The organism is Streptomyces echinatus (assembly GCF_014203595.1).
Classification (GTDB): Bacteria; Actinomycetota; Actinomycetes; order Streptomycetales; family Streptomycetaceae; genus Streptomyces; species Streptomyces echinatus.
In genome coordinates, this window is the sequence record NZ_JACHJK010000009.1 from 265,466 (window position 1) to 292,342 (window position 26,877).

At 74.0% G+C, this 26,877-nt stretch carries 25 protein-coding genes and 2 pseudogenes; 14 read left to right on the top strand and 13 right to left on the bottom strand.

Annotation, left to right across the window (positions count from 1 at the left end):
* Both FHS34_RS25455 and FHS34_RS25460 read left to right on the top strand, forming a co-directional pair.
* The gene (locus tag FHS34_RS25455) at positions 1–918 is read left to right on the top strand and encodes a quinone oxidoreductase family protein (protein ID WP_184969386.1); all 918 of its coding nucleotides are present in this window, start codon (positions 1–3) and stop codon (positions 916–918) included.
* 111 nt (positions 919–1,029) lie between these two features.
* Positions 1,030–2,907, top strand: a complete 1,878-nt coding sequence (locus FHS34_RS25460) for an exo-alpha-sialidase (RefSeq protein ID WP_184969388.1) — start codon at positions 1,030–1,032, stop codon at positions 2,905–2,907.
* Here the strand turns inward: FHS34_RS25460 and FHS34_RS25465 are convergent.
* On the bottom strand, positions 2,857–3,942 hold the full coding sequence (locus FHS34_RS25465; protein ID WP_372478616.1) for a bile acid:sodium symporter family protein: 1,086 nt from the start codon (positions 3,940–3,942) through the stop codon (positions 2,857–2,859). The genes FHS34_RS25460 and FHS34_RS25465 overlap by 51 nt on opposite strands.
* Before the next feature lie 141 nt (positions 3,943–4,083).
* Between FHS34_RS25465 and FHS34_RS25470 the strand changes: the two genes are divergently transcribed.
* Positions 4,084–4,953, top strand: a complete 870-nt coding sequence (locus tag FHS34_RS25470; RefSeq protein ID WP_184969390.1) for a LysR substrate-binding domain-containing protein — start codon at positions 4,084–4,086, stop codon at positions 4,951–4,953.
* A gap of 41 nt (positions 4,954–4,994) precedes the next feature.
* Here the strand turns inward: FHS34_RS25470 and FHS34_RS25475 are convergent, their stop codons facing one another.
* The gene (locus FHS34_RS25475) at positions 4,995–5,972 is read right to left on the bottom strand and encodes an Lrp/AsnC family transcriptional regulator (RefSeq protein WP_184969391.1); all 978 of its coding nucleotides are present in this window, start codon (positions 5,970–5,972) and stop codon (positions 4,995–4,997) included.
* Positions 5,973–6,084: 112 nt separating this feature from the next.
* Here FHS34_RS25475 and FHS34_RS25480 point away from each other — a divergent pair, with 112 nt between their 5' ends.
* The 3 genes from FHS34_RS25480 (at position 6,085) to FHS34_RS25490 (ending at position 10,796) form a co-directional block, all read left to right on the top strand.
* On the top strand, positions 6,085–7,590 hold the full coding sequence (locus tag FHS34_RS25480; RefSeq protein WP_184969393.1) for an MFS transporter: 1,506 nt from the start codon (positions 6,085–6,087) through the stop codon (positions 7,588–7,590).
* A gap of 394 nt (positions 7,591–7,984) precedes the next feature.
* Entirely contained in the window at positions 7,985–9,811 is a 1,827-nt protein-coding gene (locus FHS34_RS25485; protein ID WP_184969395.1) for an AMP-dependent synthetase/ligase, read from the top strand.
* A 148-nt stretch (positions 9,812–9,959) separates the two neighbouring features.
* Positions 9,960–10,796: an aldo/keto reductase gene (locus tag FHS34_RS25490; protein ID WP_184969397.1), complete on the top strand. Its 837-nt coding sequence runs from the start codon at positions 9,960–9,962 to the stop codon at positions 10,794–10,796.
* 170 nt (positions 10,797–10,966) lie between these two features.
* Here FHS34_RS25490 and FHS34_RS25495 read toward each other — a convergent pair whose 3' ends face one another.
* Complete coding sequence (locus tag FHS34_RS25495; protein ID WP_184969399.1) at positions 10,967–11,578, bottom strand: hypothetical protein; 612 nt, start codon at positions 11,576–11,578, stop codon at positions 10,967–10,969.
* A 204-nt stretch (positions 11,579–11,782) separates the two neighbouring features.
* On the opposite strand from FHS34_RS25495, the gene FHS34_RS25500 reads away from it, so the two are divergent.
* Positions 11,783–12,478, top strand: coding sequence for a glycoside hydrolase family 75 protein (locus FHS34_RS25500; protein WP_184969402.1), 696 nt, complete (start codon positions 11,783–11,785; stop codon positions 12,476–12,478).
* Positions 12,479–12,730: 252 nt separating this feature from the next.
* Here FHS34_RS25500 and FHS34_RS25505 read toward each other — a convergent pair.
* From FHS34_RS25505 to FHS34_RS25520, 4 genes and pseudogenes are all read right to left on the bottom strand, one after another.
* Positions 12,731–13,309 (bottom strand): annotated as a pseudogene (locus tag FHS34_RS25505) (glycoside hydrolase family 6 protein); the annotation flags it as partial.
* A gap of 110 nt (positions 13,310–13,419) precedes the next feature.
* A complete protein-coding gene (locus tag FHS34_RS43505; RefSeq protein ID WP_184969404.1) occupies positions 13,420–14,106 on the bottom strand; it encodes a hypothetical protein in 687 nt (228 codons plus the stop codon).
* Between the two features lie 178 nt (positions 14,107–14,284).
* Positions 14,285–15,061, bottom strand: a complete 777-nt coding sequence (locus FHS34_RS25515) for a class I SAM-dependent methyltransferase (protein WP_184969406.1) — start codon at positions 15,059–15,061, stop codon at positions 14,285–14,287.
* Between the two features lie 5 nt (positions 15,062–15,066).
* A complete protein-coding gene (locus tag FHS34_RS25520) occupies positions 15,067–15,372 on the bottom strand; it encodes a 4a-hydroxytetrahydrobiopterin dehydratase (protein WP_184969408.1) in 306 nt (101 codons plus the stop codon).
* A gap of 266 nt (positions 15,373–15,638) precedes the next feature.
* Between FHS34_RS25520 and FHS34_RS25525 the strand changes: the two genes are divergently transcribed.
* From FHS34_RS25525 to FHS34_RS25545, 5 genes and pseudogenes are all read left to right on the top strand, one after another.
* Complete coding sequence (locus tag FHS34_RS25525) at positions 15,639–16,460, top strand: helix-turn-helix domain-containing protein (RefSeq protein ID WP_184969410.1); 822 nt, start codon at positions 15,639–15,641, stop codon at positions 16,458–16,460.
* A 98-nt stretch (positions 16,461–16,558) separates the two neighbouring features.
* The gene (locus FHS34_RS25530) at positions 16,559–17,422 is read left to right on the top strand and encodes a Sco1979 family transcriptional regulator (protein ID WP_184969412.1); all 864 of its coding nucleotides are present in this window, start codon (positions 16,559–16,561) and stop codon (positions 17,420–17,422) included.
* Positions 17,423–17,771: 349 nt separating this feature from the next.
* Positions 17,772–17,942, top strand: a pseudogene (gene narY, locus FHS34_RS25535) (nitrate reductase subunit beta); the annotation flags it as partial.
* Positions 17,942–18,436, top strand: coding sequence for a nitrate reductase molybdenum cofactor assembly chaperone (narJ, locus tag FHS34_RS25540; RefSeq protein WP_184969414.1), 495 nt, complete (start codon positions 17,942–17,944; stop codon positions 18,434–18,436). The pseudogene narY and the gene narJ, both read left to right, overlap by 1 nt.
* Positions 18,433–18,654, top strand: coding sequence for a hypothetical protein (locus FHS34_RS25545; RefSeq protein WP_184969416.1), 222 nt, complete (start codon positions 18,433–18,435; stop codon positions 18,652–18,654). Before narJ ends, FHS34_RS25545 begins: the two co-directional genes overlap by 4 nt.
* Here the strand turns inward: FHS34_RS25545 and FHS34_RS25550 are convergent.
* From FHS34_RS25550 to FHS34_RS25560, 3 genes are all read right to left on the bottom strand, one after another.
* Positions 18,629–19,054 carry an OsmC family protein gene (locus tag FHS34_RS25550; protein WP_184969417.1) on the bottom strand — a complete coding sequence of 142 codons (426 nt, stop codon included), beginning with the start codon at positions 19,052–19,054 and terminating at the stop codon, positions 18,629–18,631. The genes FHS34_RS25545 and FHS34_RS25550 overlap by 26 nt on opposite strands.
* A 175-nt stretch (positions 19,055–19,229) precedes the next feature.
* Positions 19,230–21,329 (bottom strand): phage holin family protein, encoded by a 2,100-nt coding sequence (locus tag FHS34_RS25555; RefSeq protein ID WP_184969419.1) that lies wholly within the window; start codon positions 21,327–21,329, stop codon positions 19,230–19,232.
* Positions 21,330–21,465: 136 nt separating this feature from the next.
* On the bottom strand, positions 21,466–21,897 hold the full coding sequence (locus FHS34_RS25560) for a hypothetical protein (protein WP_184969421.1): 432 nt from the start codon (positions 21,895–21,897) through the stop codon (positions 21,466–21,468).
* A gap of 84 nt (positions 21,898–21,981) precedes the next feature.
* On the opposite strand from FHS34_RS25560, the gene FHS34_RS25565 reads away from it, so the two are divergent.
* Entirely contained in the window at positions 21,982–22,755 is a 774-nt protein-coding gene (locus FHS34_RS25565; protein ID WP_184969423.1) for an MBL fold metallo-hydrolase, read from the top strand.
* Positions 22,752–23,381: a DedA family protein gene (locus tag FHS34_RS25570; protein WP_184969425.1), complete on the top strand. Its 630-nt coding sequence runs from the start codon at positions 22,752–22,754 to the stop codon at positions 23,379–23,381. The genes FHS34_RS25565 and FHS34_RS25570 overlap by 4 nt, the downstream gene beginning before the upstream one ends.
* A gap of 81 nt (positions 23,382–23,462) precedes the next feature.
* Here FHS34_RS25570 and FHS34_RS25575 read toward each other — a convergent pair whose 3' ends face one another.
* The 3 genes from FHS34_RS25575 to FHS34_RS25585 all read right to left on the bottom strand — a co-directional run bounded on the left by FHS34_RS25575 (position 23,463) and on the right by FHS34_RS25585 (position 26,796).
* Positions 23,463–24,524: an MBL fold metallo-hydrolase gene (locus tag FHS34_RS25575; RefSeq protein ID WP_184969427.1), complete on the bottom strand. Its 1,062-nt coding sequence runs from the start codon at positions 24,522–24,524 to the stop codon at positions 23,463–23,465.
* Positions 24,521–25,792: an aminotransferase class I/II-fold pyridoxal phosphate-dependent enzyme gene (locus FHS34_RS25580; protein ID WP_184969429.1), complete on the bottom strand. Its 1,272-nt coding sequence runs from the start codon at positions 25,790–25,792 to the stop codon at positions 24,521–24,523. Before FHS34_RS25580 ends, FHS34_RS25575 begins: the two co-directional genes overlap by 4 nt.
* 212 nt (positions 25,793–26,004) lie before the next feature.
* A complete protein-coding gene (locus FHS34_RS25585) occupies positions 26,005–26,796 on the bottom strand; it encodes a hypothetical protein (RefSeq protein WP_184969431.1) in 792 nt (263 codons plus the stop codon).
* Positions 26,797–26,877 lie beyond the last annotated feature (81 nt).

Below are 26,877 nucleotides of genomic sequence, written 5' to 3' on the forward strand. Positions count from 1 at the left end.
ATGCGTCGTGTCCGGTACGAGTCCACCGGTGGCCCCCTGTTCCTGGAGGAGGCCCCCGTCCCCGCGCCCGGCCCCGGGGAACTGCTGGTGCGCTGCGAGGCCGTCGGCGTCACCCTGCCGATGGTCCGCAAGGTGACCGAGGCAGCGGAGCCGGTCCCGCTGGGCGGTGAGATCGCTGGCGAGGTGGTGGCGGCCGGCCCGGGTGTGACCCGCTTCCGCGCCGGCGACCGGGTGGCCGGACTGTGCTTCGGGTACGGGTACGCCGAGTTCGCCGTGTTGCACGAGACCATGACCACGCCGGTGCCGGACGACGCCGACGCCGTGACCGCGATCGCGCTGGTGCGCAGCGGGCTGGTGGCGCTCGGGGCGCTGGACGCGGCGCGCCTCGCACCGGGAGAGTCGGTCCTCGTCACGTCCGCGGCGAGCGGCGTCGGGCATCTCGCGGTGCAGCTGGCGCGGGCCCGGGGCGCCGGGCGGGTGCTGGGGGCCGTGTCGGGGCCGGACAAGGCGGACTTCGTCCGCTCCCTGGGGGCGGACGACTGCGTCCTCTACGGCGACGACGACTGGGGAGAGCCCGTGGACTGCGTCCTGGACGCCGTCGGCGGCGACCTGCTCACCCCCGCCCTCGCCGCACTCGCCCCGCACGGCCGCCTGGTCGCCTACAGCTCGGGCGGCGGCACGGTCCGGGCGTACGACCTGCTGGTGGGCGCCAAGTCGGTGATCGGCTTCCAGATGGCGCTGATCGCCCGCGGCCGGCCGGAGCTGTACGAGCGGTGGCGGCAGGAGCTGTGGCAGCTGTTCGCCGAGGGCGCGCTGAAGCCCGCCGTGCACGGGGAGTTCGCCCTGGAGGACGTGGCGGCGGCCCACGCGGCGGTCACCGGCCGGACCAACCTCGGAAAGGTCGTCCTGCGCCCGTGACTGCACGCTTCTTGTGAGCCGCGCACCCCCCAACTACCGTCGATGGGACGCACGTTGGACGTGGGATGTCCGGATGACCAGATGTCCGGCCGATGAAGGGCAGGTCGCACCGTGCCGTCATGTCTTCGCGCCCGTCTCAGATCCGTTCTCGCCGCTGCCGCCGTCGCCACGGCCGGTCTGCTCGCACCGTTCGTCCCCGCCCACCCGGCACACGCCGGACCGGCGGCCGGATCCCCGCAGTTCGAACAGCAGGTGCTGTTCAAGGCCTCCCAGGACCCCGGGTACGCGTGCTTCCGCATCCCGGCGGTCGTCCGGACCACCGAGGGCACGCTGCTGGCGTTCGCCGAGGGCCGCGTCCTCAACTGCGGGGACGCGGCCGACATCGACATCGTGCTCAAACGCTCCACCGACGGCGGCCGCACCTGGGGTCCGCTCCAGGTGGTCAACGAGGGCGCCGGCGACACCCACGGCAACCCGGCCCCGGTCGTCGACCGCTCCACCGGCCGTGTCTGGCTCGCGGAGACGTACAACACCGGCCGTACGGACAGCGCCGGCTGCCCGGTCCCCTGCGACCGCACCCCGCATCTGCAGTACAGCGACGACGACGGCGGCACCTGGTCCCCGCCGCGCGATCTGAGCCCCGAGATCCTGCCCGCCGACTGGAACTCCTGGTACGCCACCGGGCCCGTGCACGGCATCCAGCTCACCCACGGCCGCTACGCGGGACGCCTGGTCTTCGGGGTCAACACCGAGACCTGGGACGGCAGCAGGATCTCCGCCAACCACGCGGCCCTGATCGTCAGCGACGACCACGGCGGCCACTGGCGGATCGGCGCCACCGACACCTGGCCCATCGCCGACGACGGAACCTTCCGGCAGAAGCCCTCCGAACTCACCCTCACCGAACGGACCGACGGCTCGGTCCTGGTCAGCGGCCGGGAACAGGACGGCACCGACCTCGGGCACCGCACCCAGGCGGTCAGCCGCGACGGCGGCACCGGCTTCACCGCGCCCTTCCGCGACCTGCCGGACCTGTACACGCCGCAGGTGCAGGGTTCGATGCTGCGGCTGGGCGACCGCATCCTGCTCGCCTGCCCGGGCGACCCCGACCGGCGCCGCACGATGATGATCCGCTCCTCCTACGACGGCGGCCGGACCTGGGACAGCGTGGACCGGGGCACCGTCGTCACCACGGACTGGTCCGGCTACTCCGACCTGGTGCGGATCGGCTCGGCCACGATCGGCCTGCTGTACGAGGGCGGGGCGGTGGACGCCCGCGACGAGATCCGCTTCGCCCGCTTCACCGAGGACTGGCTGGCGCCCCGCCGGGGCCCCGATCCGGTCACCCCCGACCTCGCCCGGCACGCCCGCCCGGCGGCGGTGCTCGGCGACCCGGAGGAGACGGACGGGGTGTCCGGCGGCGCGCTGGAGTTCGACGGCACCGCCGACGCCGTCCGCCTGCCGTACCGTTCCGGGCTCCCCCTGGGCACGGCGGACTTCACGGTGTCGCTGTGGTTCCGGTACACGGCGGCGGCCGGGGAGCAGCCGTTCCTGTGGATGGGCGGGATCGGCAGCAGCCAGCCGCAGGTGTGGCTGCGCGGGGAGCCGGCGAGCAGTCGCGTCCAGGCGCTGATCACCGTGCGGAACGGGGCCGCCGCACCGCGGACCGCGTCCGTGCGCACGGCCTCCGCGTACAACGACGGCCGGTGGCACCACGCCGTGCTCCGCCGGGGCGGCGGGCGGCTGGCGCTGTCCGTCGACGGTACGGAGACCTCGGCGGCGGACGTGCCGGGCTCGGTCAGCCGTAACTCGCCCTTCGGCGTCCACGTGGGTCAGCGCCTGGACAGCCGCGCCTCGCTCACCGGCGCGCTGGACGAGGTGCGGGTGTGGGACCGGGCGCTCACCGACGAGGAGCTGACGGACCCGGACGTGCTGCGGTCACCGCAGGACACGGTCCTGTGGCTGCCCCTGGACCGGGTGCGCGGCTGACCCCTCGGACGGGTTCCCCGTCCCCCCGGACGCGTCCGCCGTCTCCTCCGGCGCGTCCGGAGCCGCCTCCGGATCGCGGGCCCGCCGCTTGGCGATGACCGCGCACACCATCAGCTGCATCTGGTGGAAGAGCATCAGCGGCAGGACGGCCAGGGAGGCATGGCCGGCGAAGAGGACGCTCGCCATCGGCAGCCCGGAGGCGAGGGATTTCTTCGACCCGGCGAACTGGATGGCGATCCGGTCCTCCCGGCCGAAGCCGAGCGCCCTGGCGCCGTACCAGGTCAGGACCAGCATCACGGCCAGCAGGACGGCCTCGACGCCGAGCAGCCCGGCCAGCCGCACGGGACTGACCTGGTGCCAGATGCCCTGGTTCATGCCCTCGCTGAAGGCGGTGTAGACGACCAGCAGGATGGAGCCCCGGTCGACGAGGCCGAGAACCTTCTTGTGCCGGGTGACGAAGGAGCCGATCCAGCGCCGCAGCACCTGACCGGCGAGGAACGGCACCAGCAGCTGGAGCACGATCTTCACCAGCGAGTCCGTGGAGAACCCGACGTCGTCGCCGCCGAGCAGGACGGCCGCGAGCAGCGGTGTGACGACGATGCCGACCAGGGAGGAGAAGGACCCGGCGCAGATCGCCGCGGGCACGTTGCCGCGGGCGATCGAGGTGAACGCGATGGACGACTGGATCGTGGACGGCACCAGCGTCAGGAACAGCAGGCCCTGGTAGAGGGGCTGGGTCAGCAGGGCGGGCACCAGCCCGCGCGCGGCGAGCCCGAACACCGGGAAGAGGACGAAGGTGCAGATCAGGACGGTGCTGTGGAGCCGCCAGTGCTTCAGTCCGTCCAGCGCCTCCCGGGTGGACAGCCGGGCGCCGTAGAGGAAGAAGAGGAAGGCGATCGCGGCCGTGGAGGCGCCCGAGGCGACGTCGGCCGCCGTACCCCGGGCCGGGAGCAGCGCGGCGAGACCCACCGTCCCGAGCAGCACCACGATGTACGGGTCGATCGGCATCCAACTCGGCCAGCGCAGGCGTTTCACGGTGCTCCGATTGCTGTGTGCGTCGTACGGTCCGGGGCCGTGGGGGCCCCTTCCATCGTCCTCCGCGGGCTGCCGATCGGGAATCCCGCACACCGCTCTGACTGCCATCACGTTCCATGATGACCCGCTAGGCTCGGGCGTGTGTACGAGCCGACGCAGCTGCGCACCTTCCTGGCGGTCGCCCAGACGCTGAGCTTCACGCAGGCCGCCCGGCGGCTGGGACTGCGCCAGTCCACGGTGAGCCAGCATGTGCGCAGGCTGGAGGACGCGGTCGGCCGGCAGCTGTTCTCCCGGGACACCCATTCGGTGGAGCTGACCGAGGACGGCGAGGCGATGCTGGGCTTCGCCCGCCGGATGCTGGAGGTGCACGAGCAGGCGACGGCGTTCTTCACCGGCACGCGCGTGCGGGGCAGGCTGCGGTTCGGCGCCTCGGAGGACTTCGTCCTGACCCGGCTGCCGGAGATCCTGGAAGGCTTCCGCTACGACCACCCCGAGGTCGACTTGGAACTGACGGTGGAGCTGTCCGGCACCCTGCACGAGCGGCTGGCCGCCGGGAAGCTCGACCTGGTGCTGGCCAAGCGGCGCCCGGAGGATCCCCGCGGTGAGCTGGTCTGGCGCGACGACCTCGTGTGGATCGGCGCCGAACGGCTCCGGCTGGATCCGGACCGACCTGTTCCGCTCATCGTGTACCCGCCGCCGGGGATCACCCGGGCCCGCGCGCTGGAGGTCCTGGAGCGGCAGGGCCGTGAGTGGCGGATCGCGTGCACGAGCGGCAGCCTGAACGGGCTGATCGCCGCGGCCCGCGCCGGCCTCGGGGTGATGGCCCACTCCCGGCGGCTGATCCCGCCGGGCCTGCTCCGGCTGCCCGAGCGCGCCGCCCTCCCCGATCTGGGCAAGGTCGACTTCGTGCTGGTCCACGGCCGCAACCGGGGCCCGGCCGAGGGGGCCGCCAACGCGCTGGCGGCGGCGGTCCTGGCGGGAGGAGAGCGGCTGCGGCGGAGCGGCGGCTGAGACCGGCGGGCCCCGGGCGCCCCCGACACCGGGCCGGCCGCTCACCGCCCCGGGCGGTAGGTCAGCTGCTTGACCCGGCGCAGGAAGGGGGTCGCCTCCACGTGCTGGACCCCCTCCAGACGGCCCAGGGGTCCGCTCAGGTAGGCGTACAGGGCCGCGGTGTCACGGACCACGGCGGTGACGACGATGTGGGAGGGGCCGGCGGTGGCGGACGCGAAGGCGATCTCGTCGTGGGTGGCGAGGGTCCGGCCGACGGAGTCCAGGGCGCCCGGGGCCGTGGTGATCCACAGGATGGCCGCCCGGGGGTAGCCGAGGATCCCGCAGTCGTACTCGATGTCGACGTACACCGCGCCGGAGGCGATCAGGGCGGCCAGGCGGCGCTTGACCGCGGACTCGGAGCGGCCGGTGGCGCGCTGGAGTTCGGGGTAGGTGGCGCGGCCGTCGCGTTCGAGGGCGGCGAGCAGCGGGGCGTCGTCGGGCTCCAGGCGGGCCGGGCCGGGCTCGGGCAGGTCGGGGCGCAGGGCGGCGATCTGCTCCTCGCGGAGCGCCCGGAACTTGGGCAGCCAGCCGACCGGGCCGCCGTAGAAGCGGTGCAGGAGCTGCAGGGCGCGGATCTCGACGACGCTCGGGGTACGGGGCAGTTTGCCGAGCAGCAGGTCGTCGTGGTCGCCGGGGCTGCGCGGCCGGGTGATGCAGGCGATCTCCGTGCCGCCGGAGACCAGCCCTATCCAGTGGGTGTCGGGGCGCCGGGCGAGCGCGTCGGCGATGACGGCGGCGCCGTCGGGCGCACAGCGCAGCCGCAGCATCCACTGGTCCTGGCCGAGGCGTACGGCGTCGCGGAGGACGACGACACGGAGGCCGCCCTCGGCGCACAGGCGGCGGTAGCGGCGGGCGATCGTCCGGTCGGAGACGCCGAGGACGTCGGCGATCCGGCTGAAGGGGGCCCGGCCGTCGACCTCCAGGGCGGACAGCAGCTGCAGGTCCAGCAGATCAAAGGTGTCGGATTCCATCCGCAGCATGGCGTCCCCCGTCGGATTCCGTCGCACACGGCTTCCCGTGACGCCCGATCGGCCGTCACAGGGTCATCGTACGCAGCGATACGCAGCCCGTTCGTACAGGGGAGTTGAGGACATGCGTAGCTGGGGGACGCTCACGGCCGTGTGCCTGGGCACGTTCATGCTGTTGCTGGATGTGACCATCGTGGTGGTGGCGCTACCGGACATGGCGGGCTCGCTGCACGCCTCGCTGGGCGATCTGCAGTGGGTGGTCGACGGGTACGCGCTGGCACTGGCCGCGCTGCTGCTCGGGGCGGGCGCCGCGGCCGACATCCTCGGGCGGCGCCGCGTGCACGTGATAGGCGTGGCCCTGTTCGCGGCGGCCAGCCTGCTGTGCGGGCTGGCGTCGGGGCCGGAGCTGCTGGTGGCGGCGCGGGCGCTGCAGGGCATCGGCGGAGCGGCGATGTTCGCGACCACCCTGCCGTTGCTGGCCTCCGTCTACCAGGGGCGGCAGCGCTCCGCCGCGCTCGGTGTGTGGGGTGCGGTCAGCGGTGGCGCGGCGGCGGTGGGGCCGGTGCTGGGCGGGCTGATCGCGGAGGGGCCGGGCTGGCGGTGGATCTTCTATGTGAACCTGCCGGTGAGCGTCGTGGCGGTGTGGCTGACGCTGCGGGCGGTCCCCGAGTCGCGCGGGCCGCGCGGGATGCGGGTCGACTGGGCGGGTACGGCGTCCTTCGCGCTGTTCGCTGGCGGGGCGACCTATGCCGTCGTGCGCGCCGGTGAGGACGGCTGGACGGCGCCCGCCACGCTGACCGCGTTCGCCGCGGCCGCGCTCGCCCTCGCGGCGTTCGTGCTGGTGGAGCGGCGGGCGGCGCATCCGCTGCTGGATCTGTCGCTGCTGCGCCGCCCGGCGTTCGTCGGGACGATGCTGGGCGCGTTCGCCTTCAACGGGGTGGCGTTCGGCGGGATCGCCTATCTGTCGATATGGATGCAGACGCTGCTCGGCATGTCGCCGGTGCGCGCCGGACTGACACTGCTGCCGCTGACGGCGGTCTCCATGGTGGTCGCGGTGCTGGTCGGCCGGCTGCTGCACGGGGTGCCGGCCTGGCTGACCGTGGGCGGCGGGCTGCTGCTGATCGCCTCGGGCACCCTGTGCCAGGCGGTGCTGGACGCGGGCTCGGACTGGACGGCGCTGGTGCCCGGCTTCGTGCTGGTCGGCGTGGGCACCGGGTTCGTGGCGCCGACGGTGGCCGGGGCGGCGCTGGCGGCGGTGCCGGCGGAGCGGTCCGGGATGGCGGGCGGTGCGGTGAACACGGTCCGGCAGCTGGGGTACGCACTCGGGGTGGCCGTCTTCGGCACCGTGCTCACCTCGCGGATGACCGGCCGGCTGCCGGACGGCGCGGCGCGGGCGCTGGCCGGCGGCGGTGCCGGAGCGCTGCGCGGCGCGTTCCCCGAGCACACCCTGCGCGCCGCGTTCGCCTCGGGGCTCGACGGCGCGCTGGTGGTGGCGGGCCTGGCCGGGACGGTGGCGGGCGCCCTGGTGCTGGTACTGGTGCGGGCGGGCCGGCCGGTACACCGGAAGACCTCCGGCGCGGCGCCGGAGAAGAAGACGGCGGCGGCTGAGGCGACGGCGGCCCGCGGCTGAGACGGCGGCGGCCCTGCACGGCGGCGGTCTGCGGCCCATCGGCGGGGGCCCGCCGCCCGAGCGGTGGTGTGCCGCGGCCGAGGCGGCGGCGACCGGCGGCAGCGGCGTCCGGGGCGGTCACGGAGCGGGGCTCCGGGGCCGCCCCGGTGGCGTGAGCCCCGGTAATCGGCGCGTATGGATTCGGTGGAGATTACGGCACCGAAACTTACTGACCCGTCAGTATTGTGTCCGGCCCTTCCCCATGTGCGGGCATTTCCCGGTCACCGTCCGGGAAAAACGTGAGGTTTGCTCGGTTTCCACCCCCTCCCGTGGGCCGGGCACGTTGGGGTAGCTTTCACCGCGCTGTGCGGTACGCGGACCAACGGCACTGAGGTGCGAGAGACGGGGAGCGAGGTTGCGCGAGTTCACCAACCCTCCGCTGGCGTCGCCGCCGCCGGTGGGCGGTCTGGCAGACGTCGTCTTCGAGCATGCCCGGACCGACCCCCTGCACATCGCGCTCGGCCGCAAGGACGACACCGGACAGTGGCGGGACGTCACCGCCACCGAGTTCCGCGACGAGGTCCTCGCGCTCGCCAAGGGCCTGCTCGCCCGTGGCATCCGCTTCGGCGACCGGGTCGCGATCATGTCCCGCACCCGCTACGAGTGGACCCTCTTCGACTTCGCCCTGTGGACCATCGGCGCCCAGGTGGTGCCCGTCTACCCGACCTCCTCCGCCGAGCAGTGCTTCTGGATGCTGTACGACGCCGAGGTGTCCGCGGCGATCGTGGAGCACGAGGACCACGCGATGACCATCGCCACCGTCATCGACCGGCTGCCGCAGCTGCGCGAGCTGTGGCAGCTGGACGCCGGCTGCGTGCGGGAGCTGTACGACGCCGGGGCGCACCTGGACGACGAGGTGGTGCACCGGCACCGGGAGGCGGTCACCCCGGACTCGGTCGCCACGATCATCTACACCTCCGGCACCACCGGCCGCCCCAAGGGCTGTGTCCTCTCGCACGCCAACTTCATGTTCGAGGCGGACACGATGATCGAGCGGTGGCAGCCGGTGTTCCACACCAAGAAGGACGACGCGGCGTCCACGCTGCTGTTCCTGCCGCTCGCGCACGTCTTCGGGCGGATGGTGGAGGTCGCCGCGATCCGCGGCCGGGTCCGCTTCGGGCACCAGCCGCAGCTGCACGCCGCCGCCCTGCTGCCCGACCTGGCGGCGTTCCGGCCGACGTTCATCCTCGCGGTGCCCTACATCTTCGAGAAGGTGTTCAACGCGGCCCGCCGCAAGGCCGAGAAGGAGGGCAAGGCGGGGCCGTTCGAGAAGGCCGTCGACATCGCCGTGAAGTACGCGGAGGCGGTGGAGGCGAAGGCGTGGGGGACCGGACCCGGCCCGTCGGCGGGGCTGCGGATGCAGCACCAGCTCTTCGACAAGCTCGTCTACGGGAAGGTCCGCGCCGCGATGGGCGGCCGTATCCGCAACGCGATGTCCGGCGGATCGGCGATGGACCGCCGGCTGGGGCTGTTCTTCGCGGGCGCGGGCGTGCAGATCTACGAGGGCTACGGCCTGACCGAGTCGACGGCCGCGGCGACCGCCAACCCGCCCGAGCGGACCCGCTACGGCACCGTGGGCCAGGCCATCCCGGGCGTGACCGTGCACATCGCCGACGACGGGGAGATCTGGCTGCGCGGCGGCAACGTCTTCCAGGGCTACCTCAACAACCCGAAGGCCACCGACGAGACCCTGCACGACGGCTGGCTCGCCACCGGTGACCTAGGTGCGCTGGACGAGGACGGCTATCTGACCATCACCGGCCGCAAGAAGGAGATCCTGGTGACCTCCGGCGGCAAGAGCGTCTCCCCGGGCGTGCTGGAGGAACGGGTCCGCGAGCACCCGCTGGTCAACCAGTGCATCTTGGTCGGCAACGACCGCCCCTACATCGCCGCCCTGGTCACGCTGGACCAGGAGGCGGTCGAACACTGGCTGCAGATGCGCGCCAAGCCGAGGATGACCCCGGCCGACCTGGTGCGCGACGCCGATCTGGAGACGGAGGTGCGGCGGGCGGTGGTCGCCGCCAACACCCTTGTCTCCCAGGCCGAGGCGATCCGCACCTTCCGCATCCTGGCCCAGCCGTTCACCGAGGAACACGGTCTGCTGACGCCGTCGCTGAAGCTGAAGCGGAAGGCGATCGAGAAGGCGTACGGGAACGAGGTGGAGGCCCTCTACCGGACCTGACGTTCCCCTCGTCGCGCCGTGGGCCCGTCCGCCCGGACCGCTGACGGGCCGATCAGTCGGAACGGATTCCGCAGACAGGAATGCGGGGCGGGCCGTGATCGTTGACGATGGGAGTACCACCTGTAGACAACCGAAGGATCAAAGGCTCGTGAGCAGCAAGGTCCCCCCGATCATCCTCAACAACGGCGTCGAGATGCCCCAGCTGGGCTTCGGCGTCTGGCAGGTGCCTGACGACGAGGCCGAGCGGGCCGTCGCCACGGCGCTGGAGGCCGGATACCGCAGCATCGACACCGCCGCGATCTACGGCAACGAAGAGGGCACCGGCAAGGCCATCGCAGCCTCAGGCCTGCCCCGCGAGGACATCTTCGTCACCACCAAGATCTGGAACAGCGACCAGGGCTACGACTCCACGCTGCGCGCCTTCGACGCGTCGCTCGAGAAGCTGGGACTCGACCACGTCGACCTGTACCTGATCCACTGGCCGCTGCCGTCCCGGGACAAGTACACCGACACCTACAAGGCGCTCGAGAAGCTGCACGCCGACGGCCGCGTACGGGCGATCGGTGTCTCCAACTTCCTGCCCGAGCACCTGCGGCGGCTGCTCGCCGAGACCTCGGTCGTCCCGGCGGTCAACCAGATCGAGCTGCACCCGCATCTGCAGCAGCACGAGGCGCGGGAGTTCCACGCGGAGCAGGGCATCGCCACCGAGGCCTGGTCCCCGCTCGGCCAGGGCAAGGGCCTGCTGGAGGTGCCGGCGGTCGTCGCGATCGCACGGAAGCACGACCGCACCCCGGCCCAGGTGGTGCTGCGCTGGCACATCCAGCTGGGCAACGTGGTGATCCCGAAGTCCGTGACGCCGTCCCGGATCAAGGAGAACATCGAGGTGTTCGACTTCAGCCTGGACACCGAGGACCTCGCGGCGATCAGCGCGCTCAACGAGGACCGGCGTCTGGGGCCCGACCCCGCCACCTTCGACATGGGCTGACCCCCGCCCGGGGCCGGTGCCCCGGTCCGGCGCGGCCGTACGTCCCGCCCACCGGCGGGACGTACGGCCGTGTGCCGTTTCCGGGACCGCGCACCGGCCGGGCGGTCCGGGCGCGGCGAAGCCGCGGCACCCGCGCGGAACGGTCCAACGGGACTTCCGCCCGGCGCGGTTCAGTCGAAGCGCACGTCCGCGTACACCACCTCGAGCTCCTCCAGGCCGACCACGTCCATCTGCGCCTTCGCCGACGCCTCGTGCCGCACGGCGGCCACGGCCGCGCGCGAGGCGGTCAGCGAGGCGCGGTCGACGAACAGGACCCCGGCCACGCCCAGCCCCCGCTCGCGGTCGATCAGCAGGTATGTCCAGGCCAGCCCCGGAAGCGGCTCGACCCTCGGCACCACCGTGGCCCGGAAGGTGTCGACGACCAGATCCGCGTCCCGCGGGTCGAACTCCATTCTGGCGGCGCGCAGTCCGCCGCCCTGGCGCGGGTGCTCGACCTGGTGGAACACCGCGGCCTCGTAGTTGGCGACCGACACCGTGCCGGCGAACGGCTCCAGGAGCCCCCCGCGCCGCTCGCGCATCACGTCGTCGCTGTTGCGCCGCGCCCCCTCGGTCTCCCACCAGCTCACCGCGAGGAGTTTGCCGAGTTCCCGGTCCGCGAACACACCCGCTCCGCGGTACCCGGGGCGTTCCTCCAGCAGGTCCCGTCCCCCGCTGTTCAGCGACCGGACGGCCGCGTCGAGCAGGGCCGGATCACCGGTCGCATACACCGCGCGTACGAACATGAGCCTCGCCTCCGGGGACGGTGACCGCAGACAAAGCCGGACAAAAACCACCCATCCGGCTCAACCAGTCTCTCCAGCGACCGAAATCACCGCAATACGCGCGCGTTTCAGCCGTTCGCAACCCTGGGGTTGACGAGGGCATGCCGACAGCGTCACGGTGGACCGCACCCGGTAAGGAAACTTTCCTAACAGAAGGGCCCCCACATGCGCCTTCGCACCCTGACCCTCGCCGCGGCCTCCGGCACCGCCCTGCTCGCCGCCGGTCTCCTCCCCGCCCACGCCTCGGCCACGGACTCCCCCAGGTCCGCGCAGGAGGGCACGGTGAGCGCGGCCGACCTGCTCGCCAAGGTGACGTCCTGTTCGCAGATCTCCAACGGCAAGTACAAGACCGACGACGAGACGTCGGCCACGGTCCCTGTGTGCGGCAAGAACGGCGCGGTGTTCTGGAAGGCCGACATGGACGTCGACTGCGACGGCCAGCGCACCACCAACTGCAACGAGGACCGCGACCCCTGGTACCAGGACGACACCGCGTTCCACCAGTCCGACGGCAAGCCGCTGAAGGCGGAGACCCTGCCCTACGTCGTCGTGCCCAGCTCCAGCAGCATCTGGAACTACTCGGGCGCCGGCATCAAGGGCGGCGGTGTCGTCGCCGTCGTCTACAACAACAAGGTCGAGTACGCCGTCGTCGGCGACACCGGCCCCACGAAGATCATAGGCGAGGCCTCGTACGCCACCGCCAAGGCGCTCGGCATCGACCCCGACCCGGAGACCGGCGGCACCGATTCGGGCGTGACCTACATCCTGTTCAAGAACTCCAAGGTCTCCCCCATCGAGAGCCACAGCGCCGCGGTCTCCCTCGGGGACCAGCTGGCCAAGCAGTTCCTCGCGAACAACTGACGCCCGTCACACGGCAGTCGGGCTGACCCGGCGGACGGAGGACGGGCGCGTACGCGCGGCCGGGGCGCCGCCGGGCCGGTGTCCGTGGCCGTTGCCGTGGACGTGCCGGTGCCCGCCGCGGCGGCGGTCGTGCTGGTCGTGCGCCATGGTGGTCGGCCTCTCGTCCGGGTGCCGTCAGCGTGCGACGGCACCCGGCCCGCGGGCCGCTTCTGTTGCCGATGCGGCAAACGGGACCCGGCCACCTCCGCCGGGTCAGGACAGCGGCGGGTAGGAGTTCTGCATCAGCTGCCTGAACCGGGCGGAGAACCAGTGCCCGGCCCGCGGCGAGCCCGGCAGGGCGCCCGTGGGGTTGTCGCCGTTGCGGGCGTTGCCGCCGTAGGTGGGGTCGCACATCCGGTCGAAGTCCTTGCCCTCGTCGTTGTCGACGGCGGGGCTGGCCCCGTGCGACTCCCCCGGGGGCTTCACCCACACGTAGGCGTCGATGCCGGCCGCCGGGGCGGCGGTCGGCCGTTCGCCGAGGCCGGCTCCGCTCTGGTTGCACCAGTTGCCGGCGTGGATGCGCCGGTCGACGCGGCCGCCGTTGACATAGTCGTCGACGGAGGTCAGCGGCCCGGCCCCGGTGGGCCGGGCGGAGCCGCCCCAGCCGTTGCGCGAGGTGTCGATCAGCACGCCGAGGCCGGAGTCGAACCCGGCCGCGACGAGCTTGTCCCGCAGCGCCTGCGCGAAGGACCGCTCGTCCACGTACTGGTTCCAGTCGACCCACTTCGACTGGCGCACGGTCTGCCCGTGCACGCTGTCGGTGACCTTGAGGTACGGCTCCTTGGTGGGGCGGTTCCGGGCCCAGGCGGACATCGCCCCGGCCATGGGCTCGTACGCGGAGCTCCTGGAATAGGCCGGCGGGGCGGGGGCGCCGTGCAGGATCCGCGCCCCCGTGCGGTCCGCTACCTGACGTTTCCGGTGAAGATCGCCGCGTCCGAGTCGAAGTCGGGGGTGACCTCGATCTGGATCAGCTTCTCGCCCTTGGGGAGTTCACAGCCCCAGGGCACGTCGAGCGAGCGGCCGGCGAGGAGCTTGGTCTCCGGCCCGCCCTCCAGGCCCGCGTCGGAGTCGAAGACCGAGCCGGAGCTCTTGCCCTGCCGGCCGTAGGAGCAGTTGACGGTGAGCTGCGTGGCGTCGAGGGGCTTGCTTCCAGCGTTCTTGAGCCGGACGGTGAACTGGAGGTAGGGCGTGTTCTCGGGGTCGGCGTACTCGCCGGTCACGGCCCGCTTGAGCCCCGTGAGACTCACCTCGGTGCCCGGGTCGTAGACGACGGTGTCGTCCAGCGCGTAGACCCCGTCCTCGTCGGCCTCGGCGGTCTCCGTGTCCTCGGCGGCCGGCGTGGCCTCGGCGTCGGCCGGGGCGGCGCCGTCGTCCGCGGCGGCGGTCTTCGTGACGGTGACGGTGGGCGCCGGATCGGCTTCGGTGCCACCGGTGACGCCCACCGTGACCAGGGACGAGACCACGGCCGCCGCCACGGCCGCCACCGCGGCGACGAGGGCGGTGCGGGGCTTGTTAGGCGGCATCGGCGGGGGCGGAGGGACCGCCGGTCCGTGGCCCGGCATGGGCGGTGGTGTGATGTCGGTGCTCATGGTCCCCCCTCGGGTGTGCTGTTGAGACTTAAATGATCACCCCCCGAAACGGAATGTGAAGCCCCTGTAATGAAATCGTGTCCATAGGTGCCCAGGGCTACGACCTCGGCATACGCACACGGCGGAGCGGGGCCGCGTCGTCCGGCGTACCCCGAAAGAGGCCGGGCAGGGCGGCCGTTCAGTCGTCGCCGCCCGCCGCCGAGCCGCCGTCCTCGCCCGCCACGGGCTTCCGGAAGGCCCGTACGCCGAAGCGCGGGTCGGGCCGGGGGCGGTCCTGGTCCGGGAGGCCGGCCAGGCGGGCGGCGAACTCCTCGGTGCGGGGCTCACCGGGCGGCAGCAGCGTGAACCAGCCGCGGCGCAGGTCGGCGATGGTCTCGCGGGGGCTGCGGCCCTGTCCGGCGCCGCGGAAGACGGCGTGCCCGGCGGGCCGGAGCCCGTGCCCGGTGGCGTGCGCGGTGACGGTGCCGGCGGCGTCGGCCGCGGGGCGGCGCGGGCGGCCGGCGAGGACGACGTCGATGTCGCTGCCGACGTCGTGTCCGGCGGCCTTGTCGACGGTGGTCACGTACACCCCGCCGGGCCGCAGTACGCGGGCGCACTCGGCGATCACCGCGCCCACGTCGTCGGCCAGCAGGTGCAGCAGCCAGATCGTGGTGACCGCGTCGAACGAGCCGTCGGGGAAGGGCAGCCGGCGGCTGTCGGCCCGCACGACCGCGCCGGGCAGCCGCGCCGAGGCCATGCGGACCATGGCGGGGGTGAGGTCCGCACCGGTCACCCGCAGCCCCGGGCGCGCGTCGGCGAACAGCCGGGTGACCAGCCCGGTGCCGCAGGCGACATCGAGAAGGCGGCCCGCGCCTCCGGGGATCAGACCGAGGACGGCCTGAGCGGCGGCCTCGGCACGAGCCTCGCCGCCGCGGGAGGCGTCATAGCGGCCGGCTTCCTTCTCGTAGTCGAGCACATCGCTCAGTGTGCTCCGTGGCCTGGGGCGATGTCCTCCACCTTGCGGGCGAGGGAGAAGTCCATCTCGGTGAGGACGCCGCCCGCGCTGTGGGTGTTCACGCCGAGGGAGACGGTGTTGTAGCCGAGGGTGAGGTCGGAGTGGTGGTCCAGCTCGTCCTGGATCCCGGCGATGTGCACGACCAGCGCCGCCGCCGCGAAGTGCGAGCCGAGCCGGTAGGTGCGGGTGAGGCGGTCGCCGTCCACGGACCAGCCGGGCAGTTCCGCCAGCCGGTCCTCGATCTCCTTCTGCGACAGCGGTTCGACGGCCATGGCCGGCGCTCCCTTCGTGTCATGACGGTTCGGCACGCGCCCCCGTGGAGGAGGCTCCCCGTCGAGGGCCCGCGCCGGATACGGGTTCAGCGTGCCACGCCGGCGCCGAACGCGACGTGCCGACGCGTCGGCGGCGGACGGCGCGCGACCGCGCCCGGCGCGCACCCGTCCGGCGGCTCCGGTGCGGGTCCATCCTCCAACCAGGCGTGTCCGGCCGGTGGTTGCGGCCGCCGGGTGTGCCGACCGGTACCGGTAGGGTCGACGGTATGACGATCGTCGCGTCCGAACCCACCGCGGCCCCCACCGGCAAGGGAGTCGGCCCGCTGCTGCGTGCCTGGCGCGAGCGGCGCAAGATCTCCCAGCTGGAGCTGGCCCTGCGCGCCGATTCCTCCGCGCGGCACATCAGCTTCGTCGAGACCGGCAGGTCCCGGCCGAGCGAGGAGATGGTGCTGCGCCTCGCCGAACGGCTCGACGTGCCGGTGCGCGAGCGCAACGCCCTGCTGCTGGCGGCCGGTTACGCCCCGCACTATCCGGAGACACCGCTGGACGACCCGGCGCTGCAGGCACTGCGCGACGGCATGGAGCGGCTCATCCGGGGCTACGAGCCCTACCCCGCGCTGGTCGTCGACGCCGGTTACACGGTCGTCGCCGCGAACCGGGGCATCGCCATGCTCCTGGAGGGCGTGCCGGAGAAGCTGATGACCCCGGCGCCGAACGCGATGCGGCTGACGCTGCACCCGGAGGGGATGGCGCCGCGCATCCGCAACCTGCGGGAGTGGCGCGGGCACCTGCTGGCCCAGATGGAGCGGGAGATCGCCCTGCACCGCTCGGACCGGCTCCGCGCCCTGTACGAGGAGGTGGCGGCCTACCCGGTGCCCGAGGAGCCGCCCGGTACCGCACCGGCCGAGCCCGTGCCGTACTTCGCGCTGCCGCTGCACATCGAGCACGCCGGCCACACCCTGTCGTTCGTGTCCTCGATCTCCACGTTCAACACGCCGATGGACGTGACCGTCGCGGAACTGGCCATCGAGACGTTCCTGCCGGCGGACCGGGCGACCGCCAAGTACCTGCACACCGTGGCTGGTTGAGTTCGCACCGGCCGGGTTCGTCGCCTCGGTCACGTGTGCGGGACGGCGACCCGTGACAGACTGCTCCCCGCGTATCGGCGCGTAGGGGAGGGCGTGGCGTGAGTGAGCGGCGGGCTGCGCCCACCGTGGGCCAGGTGGTGCTCGGCAAGCGGTTGCAGGAGCTGCGGGAGGCGGCGGGGCTCGGCCGCGACGAGGCAGCCCGGGTCCTCAGGGTGGCGTCGGCGACCGTGCGGCGGATGGAGATGGCCGAGGTCGCGCTGAAGATCCCCTACGTGCAGGTGCTGCTGACCACCTACGGGGTGGCCGAGGAGGAGGCCGACGCGTTCGTCCGGCTGGCCGAGGAGGCGAACCAGCCGGGCTGGTGGCAGCGGTTCCACGACGTCCTGCCGGACTGGTTCAGCCTGTACGTCAGCCTGGAGGGCGCCGCGCGGATCATACGCTCCTACGAGCCGCACTTCGTGCCCGGCCTGCTGCAGACGGAGGACTACGCGCGTGCGGTGATGGAGGCGGGGACGATCGGGCAGACCTCGCCCGAGTCGGTGGAGCGGCATGTGTCGCTGCGCATGGAGCGGCAGCGGCTGCTGGAGCGGGAGGACCCGCCCCACCTGTGGGTGATCATGGACGAGACGGTGCTCAGGCGTCCGGTGAGCATGCGGCCCGAGGTGCTGCGGGACCAGCTGGACCGGCTGCTGGAGTACGCCGTCCGCGACCGGGTGACGCTGCAGATCGCCGAGTTCGCGGCGGGCCCGCATCCGGGGACGTACGCGCCGTTCACGCTGTTCCGGTTCGCCGAGCCGGAGCTGCCGGACATGGTGTTCACGGAGTACCTGACCGGCGCCCTGTACCTGGACTCGCGCCGGGAGGTGGCCGCGCACCTGGAGGTGCTGGACCACATGACGGCCCGGGCCGCCTCCGCCCAGCGGACGCTGAGGCTGCTGCGGGAGCACCGCGAGAGCCTCTGACCGCGGATCGCCGCGGCCGGCGCCCGGTGACCCGTACGGGTCCCCGGACAGGTGGGTTCCCGGGGCCGCCCCTAGGTTCGGAGTACGGGGCGACCGAGGGAGCGCTCGTGACCGACACGCGGACACCGCCGAGAGAGCCCGGCGCGGCCCTGCTGGCGGCCTGCCGCCTCTTCCGGCCGGGGACGCCCACGCACCCGGTGCCGGCCTGGGCCGGCCTCCGATACGGCCCGGAGCGGCTGGTGTCGCACGCGGCCGGCGCAGGCCCGCACCGGCTTCGACACGTTCAAGGCGCTCGCGGACCGGCTCAGCGAGCTGGCGGTGGACCACCTGGACGTCAGCAGGGACCTCGTGGTCCGCGCTGCCCGGGGGGTGCAGCCTCGACTACGCGGGCGGCCCCGGCATGGGCGGCGACGGGCCGTTCGGCCGGGACTCCGGCCGCGGGAACCTTCCGCTGGTGTCCGTGGAGAACTTTCATCTGCTGCGCCGACGGCAGACGACCGACGACGCGAAGGAGGCCTGATGCCCTCGGACGCGGTGCTCTACCAGGCGGCGGCCCTCTGCCTGACCTACCCGGACGACGACTTCATCGCCCGGCTGCCGCTGCTGCGCCAGGCCGCCCCGCAGCTGCGCGAGTTCACCGACCACGCGGCCGTCACCCCACCCCAGGAACTGGCCGCCCACTACGTGCGGGTCTTCGACTTCCGCAACCGGCACAGCCTGTACCTGAGCTGGTGGCACGACGGCGACACCCGGCGGCGCGGGATGTCCCTGGTCCGCGTCAAGGAGCTGTACCGCCGGCACGGCCTGGAGTTCAGCGGCGAGGAGCTGCCGGACTTCCTGCCGGCGGTGCTGGAGTTCACCGCGCGGACCGGCGACACCAGCCTGCTCACCGAGTACCGCGACGGCCTGGAACAGCTGCGTGCGCGGCTCACCGACTACGGCACCCCGTACGCGGGCGTCCTGGACGCGGTGTGCGCCACCCTGCCGACCACACTCGCCGGGGTACGCCGATGACCGGCCTCCTCCGGGGCGCCCTGCCCTGCATCGCCGTCGCCCTGCCGGTGGCCGGGCTGGTCCGGCGCTACCTGTTCGTGCTCGCCGGCCATGTGGTGGGCCTGTTCGTGCCGGCGGCGGGGAGCGGCTCGGCGGCTGACACTCCGGGCGGGGCGGTGCCGCGCCCCCGGCGGGACGCGGCACCCGCGCGCGTCAGGCCAGTTCGGCCGTCAGCGTGATGGTCGTACCCGTCAGGGCCTGGCTGACCGGGCAGTTCTTCTTGGCGTCCTCGGCGGCGGAGGCGAAGCCCTCCGCGTCCAGGCCGGGCACCTCGCCGCGCACGGTGAGGTGGATGCCGGTGATGCCCTCGCCCGGCTGGAAGGTGACGTCCGCCTTGGTCTCCAGCCGGGTGGGCGGGGTGCCCGCGCCGGCCAGCCCGTGCGAGAGGGCCATGGAGAAGCAGCTGGAGTGGGCGGCGGCGATCAGCTCCTCGGGGCTGGTCTTGCCGTTCGCCTGCTCGGCGCGCGACGGCCACGACACCGGCTGCTGGCCGATGCCGGAGGAGTCGAAGGTGACGACACCGTTGCCTTCGAGCAGATTGCCTTCCCAGACGGTGTGCGCGGTGCGCGTGGTTGCCACGTTGCTTCCTTTCGCGAGTGTCGCGGTACCCGGGGTTCCCGAGTCTCCCTATCCGATCACATCCGGGCTCGCCGCACTCCGAAGACCGGCCCACGCGGAGTGAACGGAAGGTGACTTCCCCGTCCGGCCGGACCGGCACGGTACGGGGGTGCGACGGTACGGGCGCGGCCGGAGCTCAGGCCGCCCGCTCCTCCTCCACATCCGTGCCGAGCGGCACCTGCGGGCCGTCCAGCTCGCCCAGCCAGCGGCGCAGGACGCGGTGGACGTGCTCGGCGCCGGCCGGCTCGGCGCCGTCCTCGGCCGGCGGCGACAGCTCCCGCGGCGAGAGCAGGAACGGGCGGGACTGGGCGCCGCCGAGCCCGCCGTGGGAGCCGATCTGCTCCTCGAAGGCGAGCACTTCGCCGTCGGCGGGGTCGTGGGCGGAGTTCACCATGATGTCCGCAGTGTGCGGGAAGGAGTGGGTGCGGCGGACGGCGTCGGCGGCGCCGGGCCCGAAGCGGGCCAGCGGTCCGGACTCGTCGTCCAGCTCGGCCAGCGGGATCTCGGCGCCGTACGCCCCGAGCACCACCCCGCCGTGCTCCTCGCTGCGCACCAGCAGGAAGCCGATGCCGGGGTGGTTGGCAAGGGTGGTGAGCAGGGCGGGGTGGCGGGCGTCGATCTCCTCCTTGGTCATGCGGTGCGGCACGTCGGGGAAGGAGACCAGGCCGAGGTTGCCGGAGGCCAGCACGATCGGTTCGGGCCGGCGGGCGGGCCGGTCGCGGGCGTCCCTCTCCTCCACGGGCCGGCGCAGCGCCGCGCGGACGGCGGCGCGGGCCTCGGCGCCGCTGCGCGTCCGCTCGGCGCGGCGGGGGACGTGCAGTCCGCAGCCGGCCCGGACGAGGTCGCCGAGGGTGAGACCGTAGCGGGCCCGGAAGGTCTCGCCGGGGCTCTGCCCGTGGTCGGAGAGGACGACGATCCGGTAGGGGCGCGGGGCGTGTTCGGCGACACGTTCGAGGAGGGCGAGGCAGCGGTCGAGGCGCTGGAGCACCTTCTCGGCGTCGCGGCTGCGCGGTCCGGAGTGGTGGGCGACCTCGTCGTAGGCGACGAGGTCGGCGTAGACGGCGGTGCGGCCGGCGAGCAGGTCGCCCATGACCGCGGCGACGACGACGTCCCGTTCGACGACGGTGGCGAAGGCGCGGACGAAGGGGTAGAGGCCGCCCCGGCCGACGCGCGGGCGCTGTCCCCGCAGGCGGGCGCGGGTGGACTGGCCGATCTCGCGGGCCACCTCGGCGACGAAGGAGAGCGCGGTGCGGACGGCGTTCGCCGGGTCGCAGAAGTAGGCGAAGTAGCCGGCGCGGGAACGGTTCGCCCCCCTGCGGCGGCGGGTGGCTATCGACAGGACGAGGGCCTGTTCGCCGGCGCCGCCGCTGAAGAGGTTGCCGCGGCTGGCGCCGTCGACGGAGAGCAGTCCGCCGTCCCCGGTGCGCAGCATGGCGCGACGCTGCAGCTCGACCGCGCTCGTCGGCCGGTTGCACACCATCACCTCGCCCCGGTCCTTCTCGTACCAGCGGAAGGCGGGCACGTCGAAGGTGCTGCCGTGCAGGATGCCGAGCTGGCTGGCGCCGGTCTGGCTGGACCAGTCGGTGCGCCAGGGCGTGAGGCGGTGGGTCGGCGGTGTCCCGCCGTCGGCCGGCCGCGGGCCGTCGGCCGTCGCCAGCCAGCGGGCGACCGTCGGCATCAGGCCCCTGCGGACCGCGTCCGTGAGAACGTCGTGGCCGACCCCGTCGAGCTGGACGCAGACCAGGCCCGGGGTGGTGGGGCAGGGCGGGCGGACCCGGCGGCCGCGGGTGGCCAGGCGGTGCAGGCGCCGCCGGTAGGTCTCGTCGTCGCGTACGGCGAGGGCAGCGCCGGTGGCGGAGGCGACGGCGGACATCACGGCGGCGACGATGACGGCCGTCTCGGGGGCGGCCTCGCCGCGGCCCGAGGGGTTGATGCGCAGGGCGAGCAGCAGCAGGGAGCCGTTGAGGAAGAAGACCAGCAGGCCGAGGACGAGGGCGGGGACGAGCAGCAGCAGGCGGACCAGGAGCGGCCAGACCACGGCGGACAGGACGCCGAAGGCACCGGCGCCGCAGGCGGCGGTGACGGCGATACGGGTGGCGCTGTCACCGTCGGCGGACTGGAGCTGGAAGTCGGGCAGGAGCGCGGCCAGGACCAGCATGGTGACCGTGGAGACCGCCCATACGGTGACGCTCCGTCCGATCTGACTGGCGATCCGCCGCCACCGCACGCCTCGCACGCCCCCCACACCTCACGTCCCCGACCTCCCTCCGCGCGGAAGAGGGCCCCTCTCGCTTCGCCGGCCCGGTCGGGCCCGGCTCCACCTTGTCATACGAGGCGTCGTCCGCCCGGGCGGGCCGGGGAGCCCGCCGGGGTCACCGTCCGTCGTAGCCGGCCGTCGGCATCGACAGGCGCCGGTGCACCTGGGCCTTCATCTGTGCGTCGTACGACGGCTCGGCCCGCCCCACCGTCTCCACGCGCACGCCCCGGCGCGCGCACTCGGCGGTGAACTCCTCCACCGACGACAGGGCTCTGCGCAGCACCCGCAGGCTGGGTGCGACGAACACGTCCACGCCGGGGCGCACCCCGTCCCAGAGCGCGCAGTGGTCGAAGCGCAGTCCGCCGACGAGCAGTTCCCGGGCCACCACGTAGCCGCGCTCGGCGGCCCAGCGGGCGCACATGGCGTGCTGGCTGCGCGAGTCCACCAGGAAGGGGTCGGCCTCCAGCTCCTCCAGGGGTGTCAGGCTCGCGATCGCGGTGACCCGCACCACGGCGAGCGCGCCGAAGGCACCCCGCGGCTGTCCCATGGCGTCCCCCTCACCTCCGGGTTTCGCCGCCGACCCTACTCCTGCCCGTAGGCTTCGGGGAGTCGCGTGAAGGAGGCGAAGAGGGTGCCGTTGGAGATCACCTGGTGGGGTCACGCAACCTGCACCGTGGAGGATGCGAACGTCCGGGTGCTCACCGATCCCCTGTTCGCCCGCCGGCTGGCGCACCTGCGCCGCCGCCGGGGTGCCGTGCCCCCGGCCGAGGCCCGCCGGGCCGACGTGACGCTGGTGTCCCATCTCCATGCCGATCATCTGCATCTGCCGTCGCTGGCCCGCCTCGACCCGGGCACGCGCCTGCTCGTGCCCCGGGGCGCACCACGGGCGGTGCCCGGACTGCGCCGGCTGCGAGAGCTGCGGATCACCGAGGTGGCTCCCGGGGACGAGGTGCGGATCGGCGAGGTGCTGATCCGGGTGGTGCCGGCGCTGCACGACGGCCGGCGGCTGCCGGTGGGCCCGCGGCGCTCCCCGGCGCTGGGCTATGTCGTGGAGGGTGAGGCGCGCACCTACTTCGCCGGGGACACCGGGCTGTTCGACGCGATGGCCGAGCGGGTCGGGCCGGTGGACGCGGCGCTGCTGCCGGTGGGCGGCTGGGGACCGTATCTCGGGGAGGGGCATCTGGACGCGGGACGCGCCGCGCGGGCACTGGCCCGGCTGGCGCCGCGGGCCGCGGTGCCGGTGCACTACGGGACGTACTGGCCGATCGGCATGGAGGCGGTGCGCCCGCACGAGTTCCACGCGCCGGGCGACGAGTTCGTGCGGCTGGCGGCCGTGGCGGCGCCGCTCGTCGCGGTGCACAAGCTGGAGCACGGGGAGAGTGTGCGGCTGGAGGTCGCGCGGTGACGTGGCTGGCCGAGGCGTCGAGAACCGTGACGACCGAGTCCACGCCGCACGCGGTCGGGGCGGTCGGGTATCCCTCGCTGTTCCTGCTGGTGTTCCTCGGGGCGCTGGTGCCGGTCGTGCCGACGGGGGCGCTGGTGAGTTCGGCGGCGGTGGTCGCCGTGCATCGGACGGCGCCGTTCGCCCTGGCGCTGGTGTTCCTGACGGCCTCGTCGGCCGCGTTCCTCGGGGACATCGCCCTGTACTGGCTGGGGCGGCGCGGGTTGCGGTCGAAGAACGGGTCGCGGTGGCTGGAGGCGATACGGTCGCGGGCACCGGAGGAGCGGCTGGCGCAGGCGCGCGGGAAGCTGACCGAGCACGGGATCGCGGTGCTGGTCCTCTCCCGGCTGGTGCCGGCCGGCCGCATACCGGTGATGCTGGCGTGTCTGATGGCCCAGTGGCCGCTGCGCAGGTTCGCGCGGGGGAACCTGCCCGCGTGCCTCGCCTGGGCGGCCACTTATCAGGTGATCGGCATTCTGGGGGGTTCGTTGTTCAGTGAGCCGTGGGAAGGGGTCGTGGTGGCGGTCGCGCTGACCGTCGTCGTCAGTGCGGCGCCGGGGGTGTGGCGGCGGGTCCGGGCGGCCGGCTGAGGTCCGCCGGAGCGGGGCGGTGCGCCGGCTCGCGGGCCGGCTCGCGTTCCCGCGGCGGAGCCGCACGGTCCTTCAGGGCGCCTACCGGTCCAGGACGCGGGAGCCGCCCACCGGTAGATCCCACAGGTCCGCACGCTCCAGGCCCGCCTTCTCCCAGGCCGCCCGCACCCGGGTGAGCGGTTCCAGGAGCGGCTCCGCGGAGAGGATGAAGGTGCCCCAGTGCATGGGGGCCATTCGGCGGGCGCCGAGGTCGAGGGTGGCCTGGACCGCCTCGTCGGGATCGCAGTGGACGTCGCTGAGCCACCAGCGGGGGTCGTAGGCGCCGATGGGCATCAGGGCGAGGTCGATGCCGGGGTAGCGGCGGCCGACACGGGAGAACCAGTGGCCGTAGCCGGTGTCGCCGGCGAAGTACAGGCGCTGTCCGTCGGGTGCGGTGAGGACCCAGCCGCCCCACAGGCTGTGGCAGGTGTCGTTGAGGGTGCGCTTGGACCAGTGGTGGGCGGGCACGAAGTCGAAGCGGGTCCCGGCGAGTTCGGCGCCCTCCCACCAGTCCAGTTCGGTGACGACGGTGAACCGGCGCCGGCGGAACCAGCGGCCGAGGCCCGCGGGCGCGAACACCGGGGTGTCGCGCGGGAGCCGGCGCAGGGTGGGGGCGTCCAGATGGTCGTAGTGGTTGTGGCTGATGACGACGGCGTCGACGCGGGGCAGGGCGTCCCAGGGCACGCCCACCGGCGTGACGCGGGCCGGGGTGCCGAGGATGCGCCGGGACCAGACGGGGTCGGTGAGGACGGTCAGTCCGCCGAGCCGGACGATCCAGCTGGCGTGTCCCGCCCAGGTGACGGCGAGGGTGCGGGCGTCGGCGCGGGGCAGCGGCGCCGGTTCGAACGGCAGGCGGGCGATGTCGGCGAGGCCTTCGGGGCCGGGGCGTACGGCGCCTTCGCGGGCGAAGCGGGCGAGGGCCCTGAGGCCGGGCAGGGGCGCGGTGAGCCGGTCGTGGAACGTGCGGGGCCAGACCCGGTGTTCACCGAGGGGGCGGGGTCGGGCCAGCGGCGGATACGGGGGCGCGAGGGGGGTCGGCGCAGGGGGTTCGCCGGCTGTCGTGGTCGTCGTGGCCGGGGCGGGCTCATGCGTCTGCTGCGTCATCGAGGAGACTCCCATCGCTGAGCGTCGTCGCGGAGATCGTCGAAGGCCGACCTCAAGGAGATCAACGCGCGTTGCACGTGCGGCAGTTCCAACGGCGCGGGGGACGTGAGGCATTCCGTGCGCTCCTCGTCCGTGCCGCCCAGCAGCGGCCCGGTGGCGAGCCGCACGCGCAGCGCCCCGAGGTCGTCGCCGAAGCGGTGGCCGCCGGGCGCGGGCATGCCGAGCCGGGTGGTGAGCAGGTCCTCCAGTTCCTGTGCGTCACCGACGCCTTGGGCGGCGAGAAGTTCGCGCAGCGGCCCGAGGTCGGCGTACAGGTGGCGGCCGGCCTGCGGCGGCCGGGCGAGCGCGCCGCCGGCGACGACGGCGGCGTGCGCCGCGGCGGCCACGCGCGCGTGCAACCGCACGGTGGCCTCGCGGCGCTCGGCGAGGGGCGCGGGTTCGTCGAGGGCGTAGCCGGCGGCGGCGGCGACCGGGGCGGCGATCCGGGCGCCGAGGGCGGTGAGGATGTCGAGCACGCGCGCGTGGAGCCGGCGTCCGCCGCCGGTGGCGGGGAAGCGGGCGACGGCGGCGGGCCAGCCGGGGGGCAGCAGGGCGCCGGCCAGGTCGGTGACGACGGTGACGTGGTCGGGCCGCATCTCGGCGGGGCTGACCAGGACGGTCTCGTGCGGGGCGTGCACGGTGTCGCGCCAGGTCTCGTCGCTGACCAGGTGCAGGCCCTCGGCGGTGGCGGCCTCGACGGTCTCGTGCAGGAGTTCGGGCGGGGCGACGGTGGCGGTCGGGTCGTCGGCGACGGACAGCACCAGCAGCCGTGGCTCGCCGCCCTCGGCGCGGACCCGGCGGACCGTTTCGAGCAGGGCGTAGGGGTCGGGGACGCCGCCGCTCTCGGCCGGGGTCGGCACGTGGAAGACGGGCCGGCCGAGGAGTCGCGCGTAGGGGGCCCACCAGGCGGCGCAGGGGCGGGGCACGAGGACGTCGACACCGTCCCCGGCGAGCGCGGCGGTCAGGGCGAGCAGCAGGGCGGGGGCGCCGGGGCCCGCGGCCACCTGGTCGGGGCCGCAGGGCAGTCCGCGGCGGGTCCAGTAGCCGCAGGCGGCCTCCAGGAGGGCGGGGGCGCCGCCGACGGGCTGGGCGTCGGCACGGCCGGCCGCGGCGGTGAGCACGGCGGAGAGTTCGGGGAGCACGGGGAGGCCGTCGCCGGGGAGGGGCGGGCCGTAGCGGACGGGGCCGTGGTCCTCGCCCCGCTCCTCCCCGGGGTGCGTCCGCCGCATGTCCGCCTCCGCGCAGTCCGTCGTGCCGTGCCGGCCGGTCCGGGCCTCGCCGCGTGCGGTCCGGGCCGGTCTGTCGTCGTCTGTGGTCCGTGCCGTCCGGTGTGTCGCGCCGGATGCGCGACGGCTGGTGCGGACGGGGTCCTCGGCGGTGCCCTCGGGAGGGTATGTACCCGCCGGCGGCCGCTCCATGGCGGTGCCGCGGGGCGACGGGGTCACATCCCGGTGGACCGGCCTCCCGGGGCACGCAGGCGGCCGTACACCCGGTAGCCGGCTCCCGCGCAGGCGGCGGCGATCAGGGCACCGCCGGCGGCGAGTGCCGGAACCGAGTCGTCGAAGGTGCCTCCCTGTCCCGCGTCCACTCCGTGCTGGACGGCGGCGTGACCGTCCGCGCAGGACGCGCCGTGGGACTCCGCGCACCCGTGATCGTCGTGCCCTCCGGCATCCCGGCCACCGCTGTCGCGCCCGGAACCGTCCTGCCCCGAGCCGTCGTGCCCGGAAGCGTCCTGCCCGGAGCCGTCGCGCCCAGCACCGTCCTGGGAGCCGCTGTCGCGCCCGGTGCTGTCCCGGCCGGCGGCGTCTTCACCGGCACCGTCCTGAACGGCGCCCTCCCTCCCGCCCGGATCCTGCCCGCCCCCCGCCTGACCGGCACCGTCCCACCCGCCGGCCTCCTGACCCGCACCGTCCTGCCCGGCACCGTCCTGCCCGGCACCGTCGCGCCCGGCGACGTCGCCTCCATTGCCGTCGCGCCCCGTGGTGTCCGGCACGCCCCCCTCGCAGGGCTCCCCTTCCGGTGAGCCGGCGCCGAGGGGGCCCGGCACCGCCCCGCCGAGGGGGTCGCAGGGCACGGGGGCGGTGCCGGGGCCGGCCTCGGCGACCGGGCCGGGTGGCACGGCGCCGTCGGTGGAGGGCACGGGCGCGGCGGTGCCGGCGGACGCGGGCCCGGCGAGGGCGAGCACGGCACCGGCGGCGAGGACGGCGGACAGGGCGCGGGCGGTGCGGCGCATGGGAGCGGCTCCTCGTCGGGCTGCGGCGGGACGGTCGGACGGCCGTACACCGGCGCACCGGTACGACGGCGACGCCGCGCG